This is a genomic window from Sphingomonas sp. 66-10 (assembly GCF_001897045.1).
In the GTDB taxonomy this organism is placed as follows: Bacteria; Pseudomonadota; Alphaproteobacteria; order Sphingomonadales; family Sphingomonadaceae; genus Sphingomonas; species Sphingomonas lycopersici.
Genome location: NZ_MKRR01000135.1, coordinates 40,707 through 56,621, shown reverse-complemented (window position 1 = coordinate 56,621; position 15,915 = coordinate 40,707). Strand labels below are relative to the sequence as shown.

The 15,915-nt window shown below is 68.5% G+C and carries 14 protein-coding genes and 1 pseudogene; 11 read left to right on the top strand and 4 right to left on the bottom strand.

The window, feature by feature from the left end:
• The 7 genes from BGN95_RS17120 to BGN95_RS17090 form a co-directional block, all read left to right on the top strand.
• On the top strand, positions 1–415 hold a 415-nt coding region (locus BGN95_RS17120), incomplete at its 5' end, for a DUF2062 domain-containing protein (protein ID WP_286773454.1).
• A 60-nt stretch (positions 416–475) separates the two neighbouring features.
• Positions 476–2,515 carry a M13 family metallopeptidase gene (locus BGN95_RS17115; RefSeq protein WP_265312224.1) on the top strand — a complete coding sequence of 680 codons (2,040 nt, stop codon included), beginning with the start codon at positions 476–478 and terminating at the stop codon, positions 2,513–2,515.
• Positions 2,516–2,575: 60 nt separating this feature from the next.
• Positions 2,576–4,966, top strand: coding sequence for a response regulator (locus BGN95_RS17110; RefSeq protein WP_265268250.1), 2,391 nt, complete (start codon positions 2,576–2,578; stop codon positions 4,964–4,966).
• 40 nt (positions 4,967–5,006) lie between these two features.
• The gene (locus BGN95_RS17105) at positions 5,007–5,357 is read left to right on the top strand and encodes a response regulator (RefSeq protein ID WP_265312222.1); all 351 of its coding nucleotides are present in this window, start codon (positions 5,007–5,009) and stop codon (positions 5,355–5,357) included.
• Between the two features lie 46 nt (positions 5,358–5,403).
• Positions 5,404–5,751 (top strand): hypothetical protein, encoded by a 348-nt coding sequence (locus BGN95_RS17100; protein ID WP_265268252.1) that lies wholly within the window; start codon positions 5,404–5,406, stop codon positions 5,749–5,751.
• A complete protein-coding gene (locus BGN95_RS17095; protein ID WP_353744714.1) occupies positions 5,751–7,145 on the top strand; it encodes an NAD(P)H-hydrate dehydratase in 1,395 nt (464 codons plus the stop codon). The genes BGN95_RS17100 and BGN95_RS17095 overlap by 1 nt, the downstream gene beginning before the upstream one ends.
• The gene (locus BGN95_RS17090) at positions 7,136–8,335 is read left to right on the top strand and encodes a class I SAM-dependent RNA methyltransferase (RefSeq protein ID WP_286773452.1); all 1,200 of its coding nucleotides are present in this window, start codon (positions 7,136–7,138) and stop codon (positions 8,333–8,335) included. Before BGN95_RS17095 ends, BGN95_RS17090 begins: the two co-directional genes overlap by 10 nt.
• Here the strand turns inward: BGN95_RS17090 and truA are convergent.
• Positions 8,307–9,053, bottom strand: coding sequence for a tRNA pseudouridine(38-40) synthase TruA (gene truA / locus BGN95_RS17085; protein ID WP_265268255.1), 747 nt, complete (start codon positions 9,051–9,053; stop codon positions 8,307–8,309). The genes BGN95_RS17090 and truA overlap by 29 nt on opposite strands.
• Complete coding sequence (fmt, locus tag BGN95_RS17080; protein WP_286773451.1) at positions 9,050–10,021, bottom strand: methionyl-tRNA formyltransferase; 972 nt, start codon at positions 10,019–10,021, stop codon at positions 9,050–9,052. The genes truA and fmt overlap by 4 nt, the downstream gene beginning before the upstream one ends.
• Before the next feature lie 56 nt (positions 10,022–10,077).
• Here fmt and recR point away from each other — a divergent pair, with 56 nt between their 5' ends.
• The 3 genes from recR to alaS all read left to right on the top strand — a co-directional run bounded on the left by recR (position 10,078) and on the right by alaS (position 14,001).
• The gene (gene recR / locus BGN95_RS17075) at positions 10,078–10,674 is read left to right on the top strand and encodes a recombination mediator RecR (protein WP_286773450.1); all 597 of its coding nucleotides are present in this window, start codon (positions 10,078–10,080) and stop codon (positions 10,672–10,674) included.
• A gap of 31 nt (positions 10,675–10,705) precedes the next feature.
• Positions 10,706–11,245, top strand: a complete 540-nt coding sequence (gene def / locus BGN95_RS17070) for a peptide deformylase (protein ID WP_265268258.1) — start codon at positions 10,706–10,708, stop codon at positions 11,243–11,245.
• 92 nt (positions 11,246–11,337) lie between these two features.
• Positions 11,338–14,001, top strand: a complete 2,664-nt coding sequence (alaS, locus tag BGN95_RS17065; RefSeq protein WP_286773449.1) for an alanine--tRNA ligase — start codon at positions 11,338–11,340, stop codon at positions 13,999–14,001.
• Positions 14,002–14,230: 229 nt separating this feature from the next.
• Here alaS and BGN95_RS17060 read toward each other — a convergent pair whose 3' ends face one another.
• Entirely contained in the window at positions 14,231–14,773 is a 543-nt protein-coding gene (locus BGN95_RS17060) for a hypothetical protein (RefSeq protein ID WP_265268260.1), read from the bottom strand.
• A gap of 174 nt (positions 14,774–14,947) precedes the next feature.
• Between BGN95_RS17060 and BGN95_RS17055 the strand changes: the two genes are divergently transcribed.
• Complete coding sequence (locus tag BGN95_RS17055) at positions 14,948–15,652, top strand: glutathione S-transferase C-terminal domain-containing protein (protein ID WP_286773448.1); 705 nt, start codon at positions 14,948–14,950, stop codon at positions 15,650–15,652.
• A 38-nt stretch (positions 15,653–15,690) separates the two neighbouring features.
• Here BGN95_RS17055 and BGN95_RS17050 read toward each other — a convergent pair.
• Positions 15,691–15,915: pseudogene (locus tag BGN95_RS17050) on the bottom strand (hypothetical protein); the annotation flags it as partial.

The following is a 15,915-nucleotide window of genomic DNA, read 5'->3' as shown; positions in this document are numbered from 1 at the left end:
CCGCTCGGTGCCGCGCGGGGTCGCGCTGGGGATGGTGACCGGTATCCTCTTCCCGGTGGCGCAGATTCCCTTCTCCGCGATGCTCGCATTGCCGCTGCGCGCCAATATTCCCGCGGCGGCGCTGACCACTTTCATCACCAATCCCTTCACCACGCCGCCCTTGTGGGTGGCGGCTTATTGGATCGGGAAATGGGCGTTGCGCATCGATGCGGCGCTGCCCGGCGATCCGGTACGTGAGGCAGCCAATGCCGGCTGGGCGCAATGGCTGCTCTCGGACGCCGCGCCGGCGACCGCGGTCGGGCTGCTGATCGTCACCGGCGCCTTTGCGATCGGCGGCTATTTCCTGTCGATGTTCGGCTGGCGGATGTGGATCGCGCGCAAATGGCGCAATCGTCGCACTCGTAACCAAGATTGACGAGGCGTCTTATCGAGGTAAATCACACGCATTCGAAAGATCGAAAAGGGGCTTTCCCAGATGCGTGCGATTGTTCTCATTACCCTGCTCGCGGGCGCCGCGACAGGCGCCGTCGCGCAGACCGCGCCGCAGCAGCAACCAGCGGCGGCGAGCGCCGACCGGCCCGAAATTGGCGATTTCGGCTTCGATCTCGCGGGGCGTGACACCAGCGTCGCGCCGGGCAAGGATTTCTACGATTACGCCAATGGCGACTGGCAGAAGGTGACGCAGATCCCGGCGGATCGCTCGGCCTACGGCATGTTCCACCGGTTGCAGGATCTGTCGCAGCAGCGGCTCCGTTCGCTGCTCGAGGAAGTGGCGAAGCAGCCGGGCAACAAGTCGGGCGACTTCTACACCAGCTTCATGGACGAAGCCGCGATCAACGCCAAAGGTGCCACGCCGATCAAGCCGTGGCTCGCCGCGATCAAGGCGACCAAGGATCGCCGCGCGCTCGCGATCGAGGCCGCGAAGATGCAGCGCTATGGCGTGTCGGGGCTGTTCAGCGCCGGGGTCGGGCAGGACGACAAGAACCCCGATGCCTATATCGTCGGGCTCTCGCAGGGCGGGCTCGGGCTCCCCGATCGCGATTATTATTTGAAAGACGATGCCAAGCTGGCCGAGACCCGCACCGCCTATCAGGCCTATCTGACGCGGATGCTCGAACTGGCGGGCGAGCCCGATGCGGCAAAGCGCGCGGCGGCGGTGTTCGCGTTCGAAAAGGCGCTTGCCGGCGTGCATTGGACCCGGATCGAGAGCCGCGACGCCGACAAGACCTACAATAAATTCGCCTTCGCCGATCTCGCGCAGCGCGCGCCGGGGTTCGACTGGAGCGATTTTGCCAAGGCGGCGGGGATGCCGGTGACCGGCGATTATCTCGTCGCGCAGCCGAGCGCGCTGACCGGCGAGGCGAAATTGTGGGCCGAAACCCCGCTTGCCGTGCTCAAGGATCATCTGATGCTGCACGTCATCGGCAGCTATGCCCGCTTCCTGTCGAGCGATTTCGACAAGACCCGCTTCGCCTTCTACGGCACCACGCTCTCCGGCACGCCCGAGCAGCAGGCGCGGTGGAAGCGCGGCAGCGATCTGGTGAAGAACGAACTGGGCGAGGATATCGGCCGCGCCTATGTCGCCAAATATTTCCCGCCCGAGGCGAAGGCGGCGGCCGATGACCTCGTCAAGAACGTCATCACCGCGATGGGCGAGCGGCTGCGCAAGCTCGAATGGATGGCGCCCGAGACCAAGCAGAAGGCGCTGGCCAAGCTCGCGACCTTCCGCCCGAAGATCGGCTATCCGGTGAAATGGCGCGATTATTCGGCGCTGGAGGTGAAGCGCGACGATCTGGTCGGCAATGTCGCGCGCGCCAACGAATTCGATTTCCAGCGCGATCTGAACAAGCTCGGCAAGCCGGTGGACCGCGACGAGTGGTTCATGACGCCGATGGAGATCAACGCTTATTACAACCCGCCGATGAACGAGATCGTCTTCCCGGCGGCGATCCTGCAGGCGCCGTTCTTTGATCCGAAGGCGGATCCGGCGATCAACTACGGCGGGATCGGCGCGGTGATCGGGCATGAGATCAGCCACGGCTTCGACGATCAGGGCCGCAAATATGATGCCCACGGCAAGCTGACCGACTGGTGGACCGCGCAGGATGTCGAGCGGTTCAAGGGCTTCACCGACAAGCTCGTCGCGCAATATGACGCTTACGAGCCGCTGCCGGGCCAGCATGTCCAGGGTGCGCTGACGCTGGGCGAGAATATCGCCGACCTCGCCGGGCTGACCGTGTCGATCGATGCCTATCACGCCTCGCTCGGCGGCAAGCCGGCACCGGTGCTCGACGGCACGACCGGCGACCAGCGCTTCTATCTCGGCTGGGCGCAGGTGTGGCGGGTCAAGATGCGCGAGCCGATGCTGCGCCAGAGCCTGCTCACCGATCCGCACGCGCCGGGGCACCAGCGCGTGTTGACCGTGCGCAATCTCGATCCGTGGTACGGCGCCTATAATGTGAAGGCGGGGGATGCGCTGTATCTCGCGCCTGAAGCCCGCGTTCGCATCTGGTGAGCGTATTCGCCGCCCGTTGCGCTTGACGCGTGACGGGCGGCGAAGGATCACGCAGGAGTCATGGCTTCCCGACCGATCGCTCCTCCGATCCACTTGACCCAGCGCAGCGCGCTGCTCGCCTCGCTGCTCGCCGGGGGGATCGCCGCGCTGATCGTGCTGTGGCTGACCGGCAGCGCGGTGTTTGCCGGCGGGTTCCTCGGCGCGGCGGTGGTGCTGGCCGGGGCGGCGATGACATGGCGCTCGCTCGCGGGCGCGGATGAGGCAACCGCGGTCGAGGTCGACTGGGGGCTGGCGCGCGCGATCGCGCAGACCGCCGCTGATGCGATCGCGATCACCGACCGGGCGGGGCGGCTGGTCTGCGCCAACGATCGCTACGAGGCATTGTTCGGCGGCTTTCCCGCGCCGCCCGATCTGCCGCTGGGCGAGGGCGGGGCGGCGGCGCTCGCCACCGCGGGGCGCGCGGCGTGGCGCGACGGGCGCGCGCCGAGCGGGCCGCTGCGGCTCGACCGCCAGACGATCACCGCTGAGGTGACCCGCGCCGGCGAGCAGCAGGACATGCTGATCTGGCGCTTCGAGCCCGCCGCCGATGCGACGCGCGTCGACCGGCTCACCGACGCGCTGGCCGGCGATCTCGGCAACCGGCTGGGCGAGGCGGGGATCATGGCCGCGCTGATCGCCCCCGATGGCCGCGTCCTCAGCGCCAATCCGGTGCTGTCGCATCGTGCGCTCGGGCAACCGGGCGGGACGATCGAGGGGCAGGATTTCGCGCGTTTCCTGATCACCGACAGCCGCGGGCTGGTGCGGTTCGAACGCGAGGGGCTCGACGGCAATCCGCTGCGCCCGGTGCAGGTGCCGTTCGCCGAGAATGAAAGCGAGGGCGGGCCGATCCTGATCGCGCTGCTCGACGAAGAGGATGCGCCGGTCGCCGACGGGCCGACCGCGGCGAACCATATCAGCACGCTCGTCTCGCTGATGCCGGTCGGGATCGCCTTGGTCGATCGCGAGGGGCGGTTCGTCCAGATGAACGAGGTCTTCACCCGCGCCGCCGGGATCGATCCCGCGGTGCCCCCGCTCTATCCGGGCGATCTGGTGGTGCGCGAGGACAAGGCCGCGGTGGCCGATGCGGTGCGGCGCTTCGCCAATGGCGCGGCCGCGCCGAGCGACATGGCGGTGCGGCTACGCGATCACCCCGAGGAGCCGGTGGTGCTGACGATCGCCGGCGCACGCGGGATGGGCGCGGCGGCGGTGGTGCTGAGCCTCAAGGACAATAGCGAGGAATCGCGGCTCAAGCGTCAGGTGGCGCAGGCGACCAAGATGCAGGCGGTGGGGCAGCTCGCCGGCGGCGTTGCGCATGATTTCAACAATATCCTGACCGCGATCCTCGGCCATTGCGATCTGATGCTGATGCGCCACTCCCCCGGCGACAGCGATTACGACGACATCCAGCAGATCCGCAGCAATTCGAACCGCGCCGCCGGGCTGACGCGGCAGTTGCTTGCTTTCTCGCGCCAGCAGACGTTGCGGCCGCAGGTGCTGCAATTGCCCGACGTGGTGTCCGAAGTGTCGAACCTGCTCAAGCGGCTGCTCGGCGAGACGGTGACGCTCAACGTCAGCCACGGCCGCGATCTCGGCCCGGTGCGCGCCGATCCGGGGCAACTGGAGCAGGTGGTGGTCAATCTCGCGGTCAATGCGCGCGATGCGATGCAGGCCAAGAACCCGCACGGCGGCGGCACGCTGACGATCCGCACCCGCGCGGTCGGCCCGGCCGAGGTGCGCGAGCGCGGGTCGGACATCATGCCCCCGGCGGATTATACCGCGCTGGAAATCTCCGACACCGGCACCGGCATTCCGCAGGAGGTGCTGCCGAAGATCTTCGAGCCGTTTTTCACCACCAAGGAGGTGGGGAAGGGCACCGGGCTCGGGCTGTCGACGGTCTATGGCATCGTCAAGCAATCGGGCGGCTATATCTTTGCCGATTCGAAGCCGGGACAGGGCGCGACCTTCACCATCTACCTCCCCGTCCACGCCGCCGGCGCGGTCGCCGTGCCGCGCGCACCGGTGCGCACCCGGCAGGCCGAGATGTGGGGCACCGGCACGGTGCTGCTGGTCGAGGACGAGGCGATGGTCCGCGCGGTCGCCGAACGCGCGCTCTCGCGACAGGGCTATACCGTGCTGAGCGCGGAAAATGGCGAGGCGGCGCTCGAATTGCTCGAAACCTGCCAGGCGCCCGATCTGCTGATCTCCGACGTGGTGATGCCGCAGATGGACGGGCCGACGATGGCGCGCCACGTGCGCGAGCGTTACCCGCATCTGCCGATCCTGTTCATGTCAGGCTATGCCGAGGAGCAATTGCGCAAGTCGATCGACCTCGACAATGTCGCCTTCCTGCCGAAGCCTTTTTCGGTGCAGCAACTGGGCGAAGCCGCGCGCGATGCGTTGAGCCAGGCGTGAAGCGGCTTGCGCGGCGCCCTGCGCTCGCTATGGCTGAGCTATGCGTAACCGGGTCCTGATCGTCGAGGACGAACCTCTTATCGCCATGATGTTGGAGGATTTTCTTGATGCGCTCGGCTATGCCGGCGGCGGCATGGCCGATTGTGCGGCCGACGCGCTGCCGCTGATCGCGGCGGGCGAGATCGATTGCGCGATCGTCGACGTCAATTTGCGCAACGGCGAAAAGAGCTGGGCGATCGCCGATGCGCTGGCCGGGGCCGGCATCCCGTTCGTCTTCGCGACCGGCGGGGGCGACGAGGCGATCGCCGATCCTTATCGCGATCGGCCGCGGCTGATGAAGCCGTTCACGATCGACGACGTGGCGCGCGCGCTCGGCGAACTCGGCGGCTGACGCGCAAGGCTTGCGCCCGGGGCGACGCAGCCGTAGCGCGAGCGCGATGAAGCCGATCATCCCGATATTGCTCACGACGACGCTGCTCGCCGGCTGCAAGGCGCAGCCCGTCGCGACGACGAGCGAGGTCACCGGCATCGCCTGCGCCCCCGGCGGCGCGGCGAACTTTGCCCCGGACTGCGGGCTGGATCGTATGCCGACGGCGCGCGGGACAGTGCTCGTGCTGCGTCACCCCGACGGTGGGTTCCGCCGCCTGCTGGCGAGCAAGGACGGGCTGGTCGCGGCCGACGGCGCCGAGCCGGCGAAAGTCACCAAGCTCGACAAAGGCATGATCGAGGTTGCGCTCGGCACGAACCGCTATCGCCTGCCGGCGACGCTCGGTGCGCGGCCGTGATGCCGCTCGACGGTCGCCCGATCCTCACCGCTGCCGCGATGCGCGCGGCGGAGGAGCAGATCATCGCGACCGGCACCAGCGTCTCCGCGCTGATGGAACGCGCCGGGGCGGCGGTCGCGGCGCAGGTGCGTCGCCTTGCCGGCGATCAGGAGGTGCTGATCCTGTGTGGTCCCGGCAACAACGGCGGCGACGGCTATGTCGCCGCGCGATTGCTGGCGGCGGCGGGGCAACGCGTGCGCGTGGCGGCGACCGGCGCCCCGCGCAGCGACGCGGCGATCGCCGCGCGGCACGCGTGGGGCAGGGATGTCGAGGCGCTCGGTGCGGCCGCGCCGGCGCCGGTGCTGGTCGATGCCCTGTTCGGCACCGGGCTGTCGCGCGGACTGGGCACGGATGTCGCGGGCGCGCTGACGCGGCTTGCCGCGGCGGCGGCGCTGACGATCGCGGTCGATCTGCCGAGCGGCGCGGCGACCGACGACGGACGGCTGCTTTCACCGGTGCCGGATTACGATCTGACGCTGGCGCTGGGGGCGCTCAAGCCGTCGCACCTCCTTCAGCCAGCCGCCGCTCGGTTGCGGCGCGTGATCGTGCTCGATATCGCGGTGCCGGTGGCGAGCGAGGCGTCGGTCCTGGCCCGGCCGCGTCTGTCGGCTCCTGTTGTCGATGCGCACAAATATAGCCGCGGGATGGTCGCGGTGGTCGCGGGAGCGATGCCCGGCGCGTCGGTGCTTGCGGCGACCGCTGCGGCGCGGGGTGGTGCCGGTTATGTCCTGCTGCTCGGCGGCGCGAGCGACCGCGTGGCGCATGCGATCGTGCGGCGACGGTTCGATGCGGCGGTGATCGCCGACAAACGCATCGGCGCGCTGCTGGTCGGTCCCGGTCTTGGCCGCGATGAACGCGCGCGCGAACGGCTCGAGGCAGCGCTCGCCACCGACCGGCCGCTGGTGATCGACGGCGACGCGTTGCGTTTACTGACCCCGCAAAAGCTCGCTGCACGCAAGGGGCCGATGATCCTCACCCCCCATGCCGGTGAGTTCGACGCGCTGTTCGGCGCGGACGCGGGGAGCAAGATCGACCGTGCGCGACACGCCGCCGCGACGAGCGGCGCGACGATCGTCTTCAAGGGCCCGGATACGGTGATCGCCGCTCCCGACGGAGGGGTGGTGGTCGCACTGGCCGCTTCCTCTTGGCTGTCGACCGCGGGGACAGGGGATGTGCTCGCCGGACTGGTTGCCGCGCGGCTGGCGGTCAACGGATCAAATGCGATGCCTGATCCTCTAGCAGCCGCCGCGGAGGCGGTGTGGCTTCACGGCGAGGCGGCGCGCCGCGCCGGCCCCGCTTTCATCGCCGACGATCTCGCGCGGCATCTGCCGGAGGCGATCGCCGCATGTCTGTGACCGAGACCGAAATCATCCGGGTCGCGGCACGGGGCGACGGGGTGACCGCCGATGGCCGCCACGCGCCCTTCGCCGCGCCGGGGGACATGCTGGCCGACGACGGCACGCTGACCCCCGGGCCGCATCACGCGACCCCGCCGTGCCGGCATTTCCCGGCGTGCGGCGGATGCCAGCTCCAGCATCTCGACGATGCGACCTGGGGCGATTTCATCGTCGATCGCGTCGCCTCGGCGCTCGCCGCACAGGGCCTGGAGGCGGAGATTCGCGCGCCCGCGCTTTCGCCGCCGCATACCCGGCGCCGCGCCACCTTGCATTGGGAGCCCGCCGGGCGGCTCGGCTTCACCGGCGAGAAAAGCCACGCGATCGTCGATCTCGCCGAATGCCATGTCCTTGCGCCCGAATTGTTCGCGCTGGTTGCGCCGCTCAAGCGGCTGCTCGGGCGGTTGCGCTTGAAGCGACGGCTCGATCTGCACCTGACGCTCGCCGATCAGGGGGTGGACGTGCTGATCATCGGCGCGCTTCCCGAGGGACTCGAGGCGGCGGAGGCGGTCACCGATTTCGCGCAGCGCCACGCGCTCGCGCGGGTGGCGTTTGACGAGGGGTACGGCGCCGAAGTGCGCTGGGAACCCGATGCGGTGACGGTGACGCTCGGCGATGTCCCGGTGCCCTTGCCCCCCGCCGCCTTCCTGCAGGCGACGCGCGAGGGCGAGGCGGCGCTGGTCGCGGCGATGCGGGAGGCGGTGGCGGGTGCGCCGACCGTCGCCGATCTGTTCGCCGGGCTCGGCACGTTCGCGCTGACCTTGCCCGCGAAAGTCTATGCCGCGGAAGGCGCGCGCGACGCGATCCTGTCGCTCAAGGCCGGCGCGGCGCGCGCGCAGCGGCCGGTGTTCACCGAGCATCGCGACCTTTATCGCCGGCCGCTCACGACGACCGAGCTCGATCGCTTCGCCGCGGTGGTGCTCGATCCGCCGCGGGCCGGCGCGCGCGAGCAGGCGCAGGCGCTGGCGGAGAGCAAGGTGCCGGTGATCGGCTATGTCTCATGCAACCCCAGCAGCTTCGCACGCGATGCGAAGATGCTGGTCGACGGCGGTTACGTCCTCGAATGGGTGCAGCCGGTGGGGCAGTTCCGCTGGTCGACGCATGTCGAACTGGCGGCGCGCTTCACCCGCGCGGATAGTCAGCCCCGATAAAATACAGCCCGTCGGGTGGCGCATTGTGGCCGAGCGCGGCGCGGTCGCGCGCGTCGAGCGCGGCGGATACGTCGTCCGGGGTCCATTTGCCCTGGCCGACCAGCACGAGGCAGCCGACCATCGACCGCACCTGATGATGGAGGAACGACCGCGCCGAGGCGAAGATGTCGATATCCGCACCCTCGGCGGTCACATCGAGCCGGTCGAGCGTCCTGAGCGGGCTGTCGGCCTGACAATGGACCGAGCGGAAGGTGGTGAAATCGTGCCGCCCGATCAGCCGCGCCGCGCCCTCGCGCATCGCCGCGATATCGAGCGGGGTGGTGACGCGCCACGCCAGCCCGCGGTCGAAGGTCAGCGGGGCGCGGCGCTGGACGATGCTGTAGCGGTAATGCCGCCCGACACAGGAGAAACGCGCGTGCCAGTCGTCGGGGACTTCCTCGGCGGCGAGCACCGCGACCGGCGCGGGGCGGACGCGCGCGTTGAGCGCCTCCATCAGCCGGAAGGCAGTGATCGGGCGCGCGACATCGACATGCGCGCGCATCGCGGTGGCATGGACCCCGGCGTCGGTGCGCCCGGCGGCCTGGACCGCGGCCGCCTCGCCGGTGATCGCGAAGACCGCCTCTTCCAGCGCCTGCTGGACGCTCGGGCCGTGCGACTGGCGCTGCCACCCCATGAACGGACGGCCGTCGAATTCGATCGTCAGCGCGAATCGAGTCACAGGAACGTCCCGGGCGGGACGGCGAAGCCGCGGAGCAATTCCTGCGCGGGCATCACCCCGCGACCGGCACGCTGGACGAGGGTGGGGCGGATTGCACCGCTCGCGCAGGCGATCGTCAGTTGGTCATCCAGCACCTCTCCCGTTCGCCCTGAGCTTGGCGAAGGACCGTCTTTCTTCTGCGGAAGAAAGGGCAGGGCTTCGACAAGCTCAGCCCGAACGGAATCTGGCACCACGGTTGCCGCCAGCACCCGCACCCGCTCGCCATTCGCCTCGAACCACGCGCCGGGCGGGTTGAACGCGCGGATCTGCCGTTCGACCGCCGCCGCATCCTGCGCAAAATCGAGCCGGGTTTCCTCCTTGGCGATCTTGGCGGCATAGGTGATGCCCTCTTCCGGCTGGACGACCGCCGGATAAGCATGGAAATCCGCCAGCACCTCGACCATCAATCGTGCGCCGAGCGCGGCGAGTTCGTCGGTCAGGTCGCCCGCGGTCTTGCCGTCGATCGGGGTGCGGCCTTCGAGTCGCACCGGGCCGGTATCGAGCCCGGCTTCCATCTGCATGATGCCCACACCGGTTTCGGCATCCCCGGCGAGGATCGCGCGCTGGATCGGCGCCGCGCCGCGCCACCGCGGCAGGAGCGAGCCGTGGACGTTGAGGCATCCGAGCCGCGGCGCGTCGAGGACGGCGCGCGGCAGGATCAGCCCATAAGCCGCGACCACCGCGACATCCGCATCGAGCGCCGCGAAGGCCGCCTGTTCCTCGGGCGATTTGAGGCTGACGGGGGTGCGCACCGGAATCCCGCGTTCTTCCGCGCGTTTTTGCACCGGCGAGGGGACGAGCTCGCGCCCGCGCCGCCCGCCGGGGCGGGGGGGCTGGCTGTAGGCGGCGGCGATCGTGTGCCCGGCATCGGCCAGCGCATCGAGCGTCGGCACCGCAAAGGCGGGCGTTCCCATGAAGATGATCCGCATGCCCATGTTCTCGACACGCTGGCGGCGCGCGACGCAACCCCCTATCTGTTCCGCTTATGGCATCGCAGGAGATCGAGGCGCTGACGAGCGCGCTGGCGCGGCTTCCCGGATTGGGGCCGCGCTCGGCGCGTCGTGCGGTGCTGCACCTCGTCAAGAAACGCGAGACGGCGCTGGTTCCGCTGCTCGCCGCGCTGACGGAGGTCGAGGACCGACTCTCGACCTGCTCCATCTGCGGCAATGTCGATACCAGCGATCCGTGCGCGGTGTGCGCCGACCCGCGCCGCGATGCGCGGTCGTTGTGCGTGGTGGAGGAGGTCGCCGATCTGTGGGCGCTCGAACGGTCGCGGCTGTTTCCGGGGCGGTTCCATGTGCTCGGCGGGCGGCTTTCGGCGCTCGAAGGGGTGCGGCCCGAGGATCTGGCGATCGAGTCGCTCGTCCGCCGGATCGAGGCGGGCGGCATCGACGAGGTGGTGCTGGCGATGAACGCCACTTTGGAGGGGCAGACCACCGCGCATTATCTCGCCGAGCGAATCGAGCGCTTCCCGGTGCGGGTGACTCAGCTCGCGCACGGGCTGCCGGTGGGGGGCGAACTCGACTATCTCGACGAGGGGACGTTGGCGCAGGCGCTGCGCGCGCGGCGCCCGGTCGCTTGACGCGTGGCGCCGGCGCTCCTAGCTCAGCCTTATGACTGTGTTATCGATCGTCGAAGTTCCTGATCCCCGTCTGCGCCTCGTCTGCGAGCCCGTCGCGGCGGTCGATGACGAGGTGCGCACGCTGATCGCCGACATGTTCGAGACGATGTACGCGGCGCGCGGCATCGGGCTGGCGGCGAGCCAGGTCGGGGTGATCCGCCGGGTAATGGTGGTCGACCTGCAGGAACGCGAGACCGAGGAGGAAGACGCCAAGCCCGAGGCGCGGCGCGATCCGCATGCCTTCGTCAACCCGGAGATCGTCTGGGCGAGCGACGAGCTGTCGACCTATAACGAGGGCTGCCTCTCGATCCCCGAGCAATATGCCGAGGTCGAGCGCCCCGCGCGTTGCCGCGTGAAGTGGCTCGACGAGAACGGCCAGCCGCACGAGGAGGAATTCCACGGGCTGATGGCGACCTGCGTCCAGCATGAGATCGATCATCTCAACGGCGTGCTGTTCATCGATCACATCTCGCGCCTCAAGCGGCAGATGCTGCTCAAGAAGCTCGACAAGGCGCGCAAGGCGGCCGCCTGAGGCTTCCGACTTGCGGCCGGAGTTACGATTTGCGTAATTTTCGCGCCTGACACTCCCTTGAGCCGCGCTTCATGCTCGCCTAAGTCGCGGGCATGACATCGACCAACGATATCCGCCGCGGGTTCCTCGACTATTTCGGCAGCAACGGGCACCAGATCGTGCCCTCCGCGCCGCTCGTGCCGCAGAACGACCCGACGTTGATGTTCGTCAACGCCGGAATGGTGCCGTTCAAGAACGTGTTCACCGGGCTGGAAACGCGGCCTTATTCGACCGCGACCTCGTCGCAGAAATGCGTCCGCGCCGGCGGCAAGCATAACGATCTGGATAATGTCGGCTATACGGCGCGACATCATACCTTCTTCGAAATGCTGGGGAATTTCTCGTTCGGCGACTATTTCAAGGAACAGGCGATCACCCATGCCTGGACCTTGCTGACCCGCGATTTCGGGCTGCCGGCGGATCGGCTGATGGTCACCGTCTATCACACCGACGATCAGGCGTTCGATCTGTGGAAGAAGATCGCCGGGCTGCCCGACGACCGCATCGTGCGCATCGCGACCAAGGACAATTTCTGGTCGATGGGCTCCGACGGGCCGTGCGGGCCGTGCTCGGAGATCTTCTACGACCACGGCGACCATATTCCGGGCGGCCCGCCGGGATCGCCCGACGAGGATGGCGACCGCTTCGTCGAGATCTGGAACCTCGTCTTCATGCAATATATGCAGGAAGCCGATCAGATCGTCGGCGATCTGCCGCGCCAGTCGATCGACACCGGCATGGGGCTCGAGCGGATCGCCGCGGTGATGCAGGGCGTCCACGACAATTATGATACCGACACGTTCAAGGCGCTGATCGCCGCGTCCGGCGCGCTGACCCACACCGCGACCGACGGCGAGATGAAGGCCAGCCACCGCGTGATCGCCGATCATTTGCGCTGCTCGGGCTTCCTCGTCGCCGACGGCGTGTTGCCGGCCAACGAGGGGCGCGGCTATGTGTTGCGCCGCATCATGCGCCGCGCGATGCGGCATGCGCATCTGCTCGGCGCGAAGGAGCCGTTGATGCACCGGCTCGTCCCGGCTTTGGTGGCGGAGATGGGCGCGGCCTATCCCGAACTGGTCCGCGCACAGCCGCTGATCGAGGCGACGCTGGCGCAGGAGGAAACCCGCTTCCGCCAGACGCTCGACAAGGGCCTGAAATTGCTCGACGAAGCCACCGTCGGGATGAAGGCGGGCGACGTGCTGCCGGGCGAGACTGCGTTCCGGCTCTACGATACCTATGGCTTCCCCTACGATTTGACCGAGGATGCGCTGCGCGCGCAGGATCTGGCGGTCGACCGCGCCGGGTTCGATGCGGCGATGGCCGAGCAGAAGCGCGCCGCGCGCGCCGCCTGGAAGGGCTCGGGCGCCAAGGCCTCGGACGAATTGTGGTTCGATCTCGCCGAGGAACTCGGGGCGACCGAATTCACCGGTTACGCCAACGAGACCGGCGAGGGTGTAGTGCTCGCGCTGGTCAAGGACGGCGCGCGGGTCGACCGCGCCGGGGCGGGGGATGCGGTGGAGATCATCGTCAACCAGACGCCTTTCTACGGCGAGAGCGGCGGGCAGGTCGGCGACAGCGGCACGATCACCGGCGACCACGGCTTTGCCGCGAGCGTTTCGGACACATCGAAGCCGCTCGGCAAATTGTTCGTCCATCACGCCAAGGTCGATGCCGGCGAAGTGAAGGTCGGCGATCCGGTCAAGCTCGCGATCGATGTCGCGCGGCGCGACGCGATTCGCGCCAATCACTCGGCGACCCATTTGCTGCACGAGGCGCTGCGCCAGCGGCTCGGCAATCACGTCGCGCAGAAGGGCTCGCTGGTCGCGCCCGATCGCTTGCGCTTCGACGTGTCGCACCCGGTGGCGATGACCGCGCCCGAGCTCGCCGACGCCGAGGCCGCGGTCAATGCGATGATCCGCCAGAACGGCCCGGTCACCACCCGGCTGATGACCCCCGACGATGCGATCGCCGCCGGCGCGATGGCGCTGTTCGGCGAGAAGTACGGCGACGAGGTGCGCGTCGTTTCGATGGGCAGCGAGGATGGCGACAAGGTCTATTCGCTCGAATTGTGCGGCGGCACCCACGTCAAGGCGCTGGGCGATATCGGGCTGTTCAAGGTGGTGAGCGAGGGCGCAGTCTCCTCCGGGGTACGGCGCATCGAGGCGCTGACCGGCGAGGCGGCGCGGACCTGGTTCGCGCAGCGCGACGAGAAATTGCGCGAGGCCGCCACCGCGCTCAAGACCACCCCCGACGAAGTGCCCGCGCGCGTCGCCTCGCTGCTCGAGGAGCGCAAGCGGCTCGAGCGCGAACTGGCCGAGGCGAAAAAGGCGCTCGCGCTGGGCGGCGGCGGTGCGGCGGCACCCGCGGCGACCGAGCAGGCCGGCGGCGTGGCGTTCGTCGGGCAGGTGCTCGACGGGTTCGAGGCCAAGGGGCTGCGCGGCGCGGTCGACGAGGCGAAGCAGCGGATCGGCTCGGGCGTCGCGGCGCTGGTCGCGATCAACGACGGGCGCGCCTCGGTCGCGGTCGGGGTGACCGACGATCTGGTCGGGACGCTCAGCGCGGTCGATCTGGTCAAGCGCGCGGTGGCGGTGCTCGGCGGGCAGGGCGGCGGCGGGCGCCCCGACATGGCGCAGGGCGGCGGGCCGGATGCGGGCAAGGCGGCCGATGCGCTCGCCGCGGTGCGCGCCGCGCTGGAGGAGATGCGCGCGGCGGCGTGATTGCCGTTTTCGTTAACGCGCGACCGTTCGGGCTGAGCCTGTCGAAGCCCTGCGCTTTCTTCCGAAGAAAGAAGCGCAGCCCTTCGACAAGCTCAGGGCGAACGGGCTCAGAAGTCCTGTTTTCTATCTGCATCGTCATGCCGGGCTCGACCCGGCATCCAGAGCCCCAAGATCATCGCTCGCGGCGCTGGATGCCGGATCAAGTCCGGCATGACGGCAAAGGCGCGCCTTACGGCTTGGGCGCGCCGCTCATCGCGGCGGCGAGCTGCTCGGCGGTCAGGCCGATCGTCACGCCCTTCGTGCCGGGGCCGAAGCCGGTGATCGGCAGCCGCGCGTCGCCCTTCGGCGTGGTCAGCGTCACGAACTGCGAATCGACCGCCTTGATCGTGCCGAGCTCGGTGCCGGCGCTGCCGTAGACGGTGGCGCCGGGGACCAGCTTCGCCTTGAAATCCTCGGATGAGGTCTGCGCCTGCTGGCCGGCAGCGGCTTCGAGCTCGGCCTTGGTCATGCCCAGCGTCGGCCCCTTGGGGCTCGACCCGAACGAGCTGAGCGCGATCGCGGCCTTTACCGAGCCGGTATCGACCACCGCATTGGTGCCGTCGGTCGAGGCGATCGTGCCGACCACGCCGCCCTGCGCGTCATAGACGGTCGCGCCGGCCTTCACCGCGGTCGATGCGCTGGCGGCGGGGGCAGCAGCAGGGGCATTGGTCTGCGCGAGTGCCGGGGCGGCAACCATCGCACCCGCGATAAGCAGATACACTTTATTGAACATGATTACTCCTCGGATGATTCCAGGAAAGAAACCACCCCGCCGAGGCAGGGTTCCGCAAGCGCGGTGCGGCGGAACGGACCACAAAGTCGATGAAGCGGCGATTAATAATCACGGCATTGTTGCGGCCAGGATTGGGCCGTAGCATGGCCGCATTGCAATAGAACGGACCTCATGATGAGCGATCTCAACGCCTTCCCGATTACCCAGCGCTGGCCGGCGAAACACCCCGATCGCATCCAGCTCTATTCCTTGCCGACGCCGAACGGCGTCAAAGCCTCGATCATGCTGGAGGAGACCGGGCTGGACTATGAGCCGCACCTTGTCGACTTTGCCAAGGATGACCAGAAAAGCCCTGAATTCCTGTCGCTTAATCCCAATGGCAAGATACCCGCGATGATCGATCCGAACGGGCCGGGCGGGGCGCCGCTGGCGCTGTTCGAAAGTGGTGCGATGCTGCTGTATCTGGCGGACAAGACCGGGCGATTCATCCCCGCCGATCCCGCCGGGCGATGGCATGCGGTGCAATGGCTGATGTTCCAGATGGGGGGCGTCGGGCCGATGTTCGGCCAGGTCGGGTTCTTCAACAAATTCGCCGGCCGTGAGTGGGAGGATAAGCGCCCGCTCCAGCGTTACGTCGATGAGGCGAAACGGCTGTTGAACGTGATGGACCGAGCGCTCGCGGGGCGAACCTGGTTCGTCGGCGAAGAATATTCGATCGCCGACATCTCGATGATCGGCTGGGTGCGCAACCTGATCACCTTTTACGAAGCGCGCGAGCTGGTCGAGTTCGACGGTTACGCCAATGTCGCGGCGTGGCTGGAGCGCGGACTGGCGCGGCCGGCGGTGCAGCGTGGGCTGAACATTCCGGCGCGGGGGTAAACCCTGTTTTTCCCTGGTGAAGGGAGGGGAGAAGGGGTTCAGCGGGGTGGACGTAAAGGCGTGTGCAGCGGGCTAACCTCGAACTTCACCCCCTCCAGCCGCACGGCGCGGCCGCGCGCGCATAGCGGCGCCGCGATCAGCCGCATCCAGCGGTTCGGCGCGCCGTTCGCGGGAGCGATCTCCACATCGAGCGTGAAGCCGCGCCGATTGGCGATCGCATGCGCGCGGAGCTGCTCCATCGCGGTGCGCGATTCGCCGACATA

What these genes read in the sequence shown, in the direction of transcription:
- def (WP_265268258.1), top strand. Translation starts at nt 10,706, where the DNA reads ATGACTGTGTTATCGATCGTCGAAGTTCCTGATCCCCGTCTGCGCCTC.
- BGN95_RS17060 (WP_265268260.1), bottom strand. Translation starts at nt 14,773, where the DNA reads ATGTTCAATAAAGTGTATCTGCTTATCGCGGGTGCGATGGTTGCCGCC.
- BGN95_RS17115 (WP_265312224.1), top strand. Translation starts at nt 476, where the DNA reads ATGCGTGCGATTGTTCTCATTACCCTGCTCGCGGGCGCCGCGACAGGC.
- alaS (WP_286773449.1), top strand. Translation starts at nt 11,338, where the DNA reads ATGACATCGACCAACGATATCCGCCGCGGGTTCCTCGACTATTTCGGC.
- BGN95_RS17100 (WP_265268252.1), top strand. Translation starts at nt 5,404, where the DNA reads ATGAAGCCGATCATCCCGATATTGCTCACGACGACGCTGCTCGCCGGC.
- BGN95_RS17105 (WP_265312222.1), top strand. Translation starts at nt 5,007, where the DNA reads ATGCGTAACCGGGTCCTGATCGTCGAGGACGAACCTCTTATCGCCATG.
- recR (WP_286773450.1), top strand. Translation starts at nt 10,078, where the DNA reads ATGGCATCGCAGGAGATCGAGGCGCTGACGAGCGCGCTGGCGCGGCTT.
- BGN95_RS17090 (WP_286773452.1), top strand. Translation starts at nt 7,136, where the DNA reads ATGTCTGTGACCGAGACCGAAATCATCCGGGTCGCGGCACGGGGCGAC.
- BGN95_RS17095 (WP_353744714.1), top strand. Translation starts at nt 5,751, where the DNA reads ATGCCGCTCGACGGTCGCCCGATCCTCACCGCTGCCGCGATGCGCGCG.
- BGN95_RS17055 (WP_286773448.1), top strand. Translation starts at nt 14,948, where the DNA reads ATGAGCGATCTCAACGCCTTCCCGATTACCCAGCGCTGGCCGGCGAAA.
- BGN95_RS17110 (WP_265268250.1), top strand. Translation starts at nt 2,576, where the DNA reads ATGGCTTCCCGACCGATCGCTCCTCCGATCCACTTGACCCAGCGCAGC.
- fmt (WP_286773451.1), bottom strand. Translation starts at nt 10,021, where the DNA reads ATGCGGATCATCTTCATGGGAACGCCCGCCTTTGCGGTGCCGACGCTC.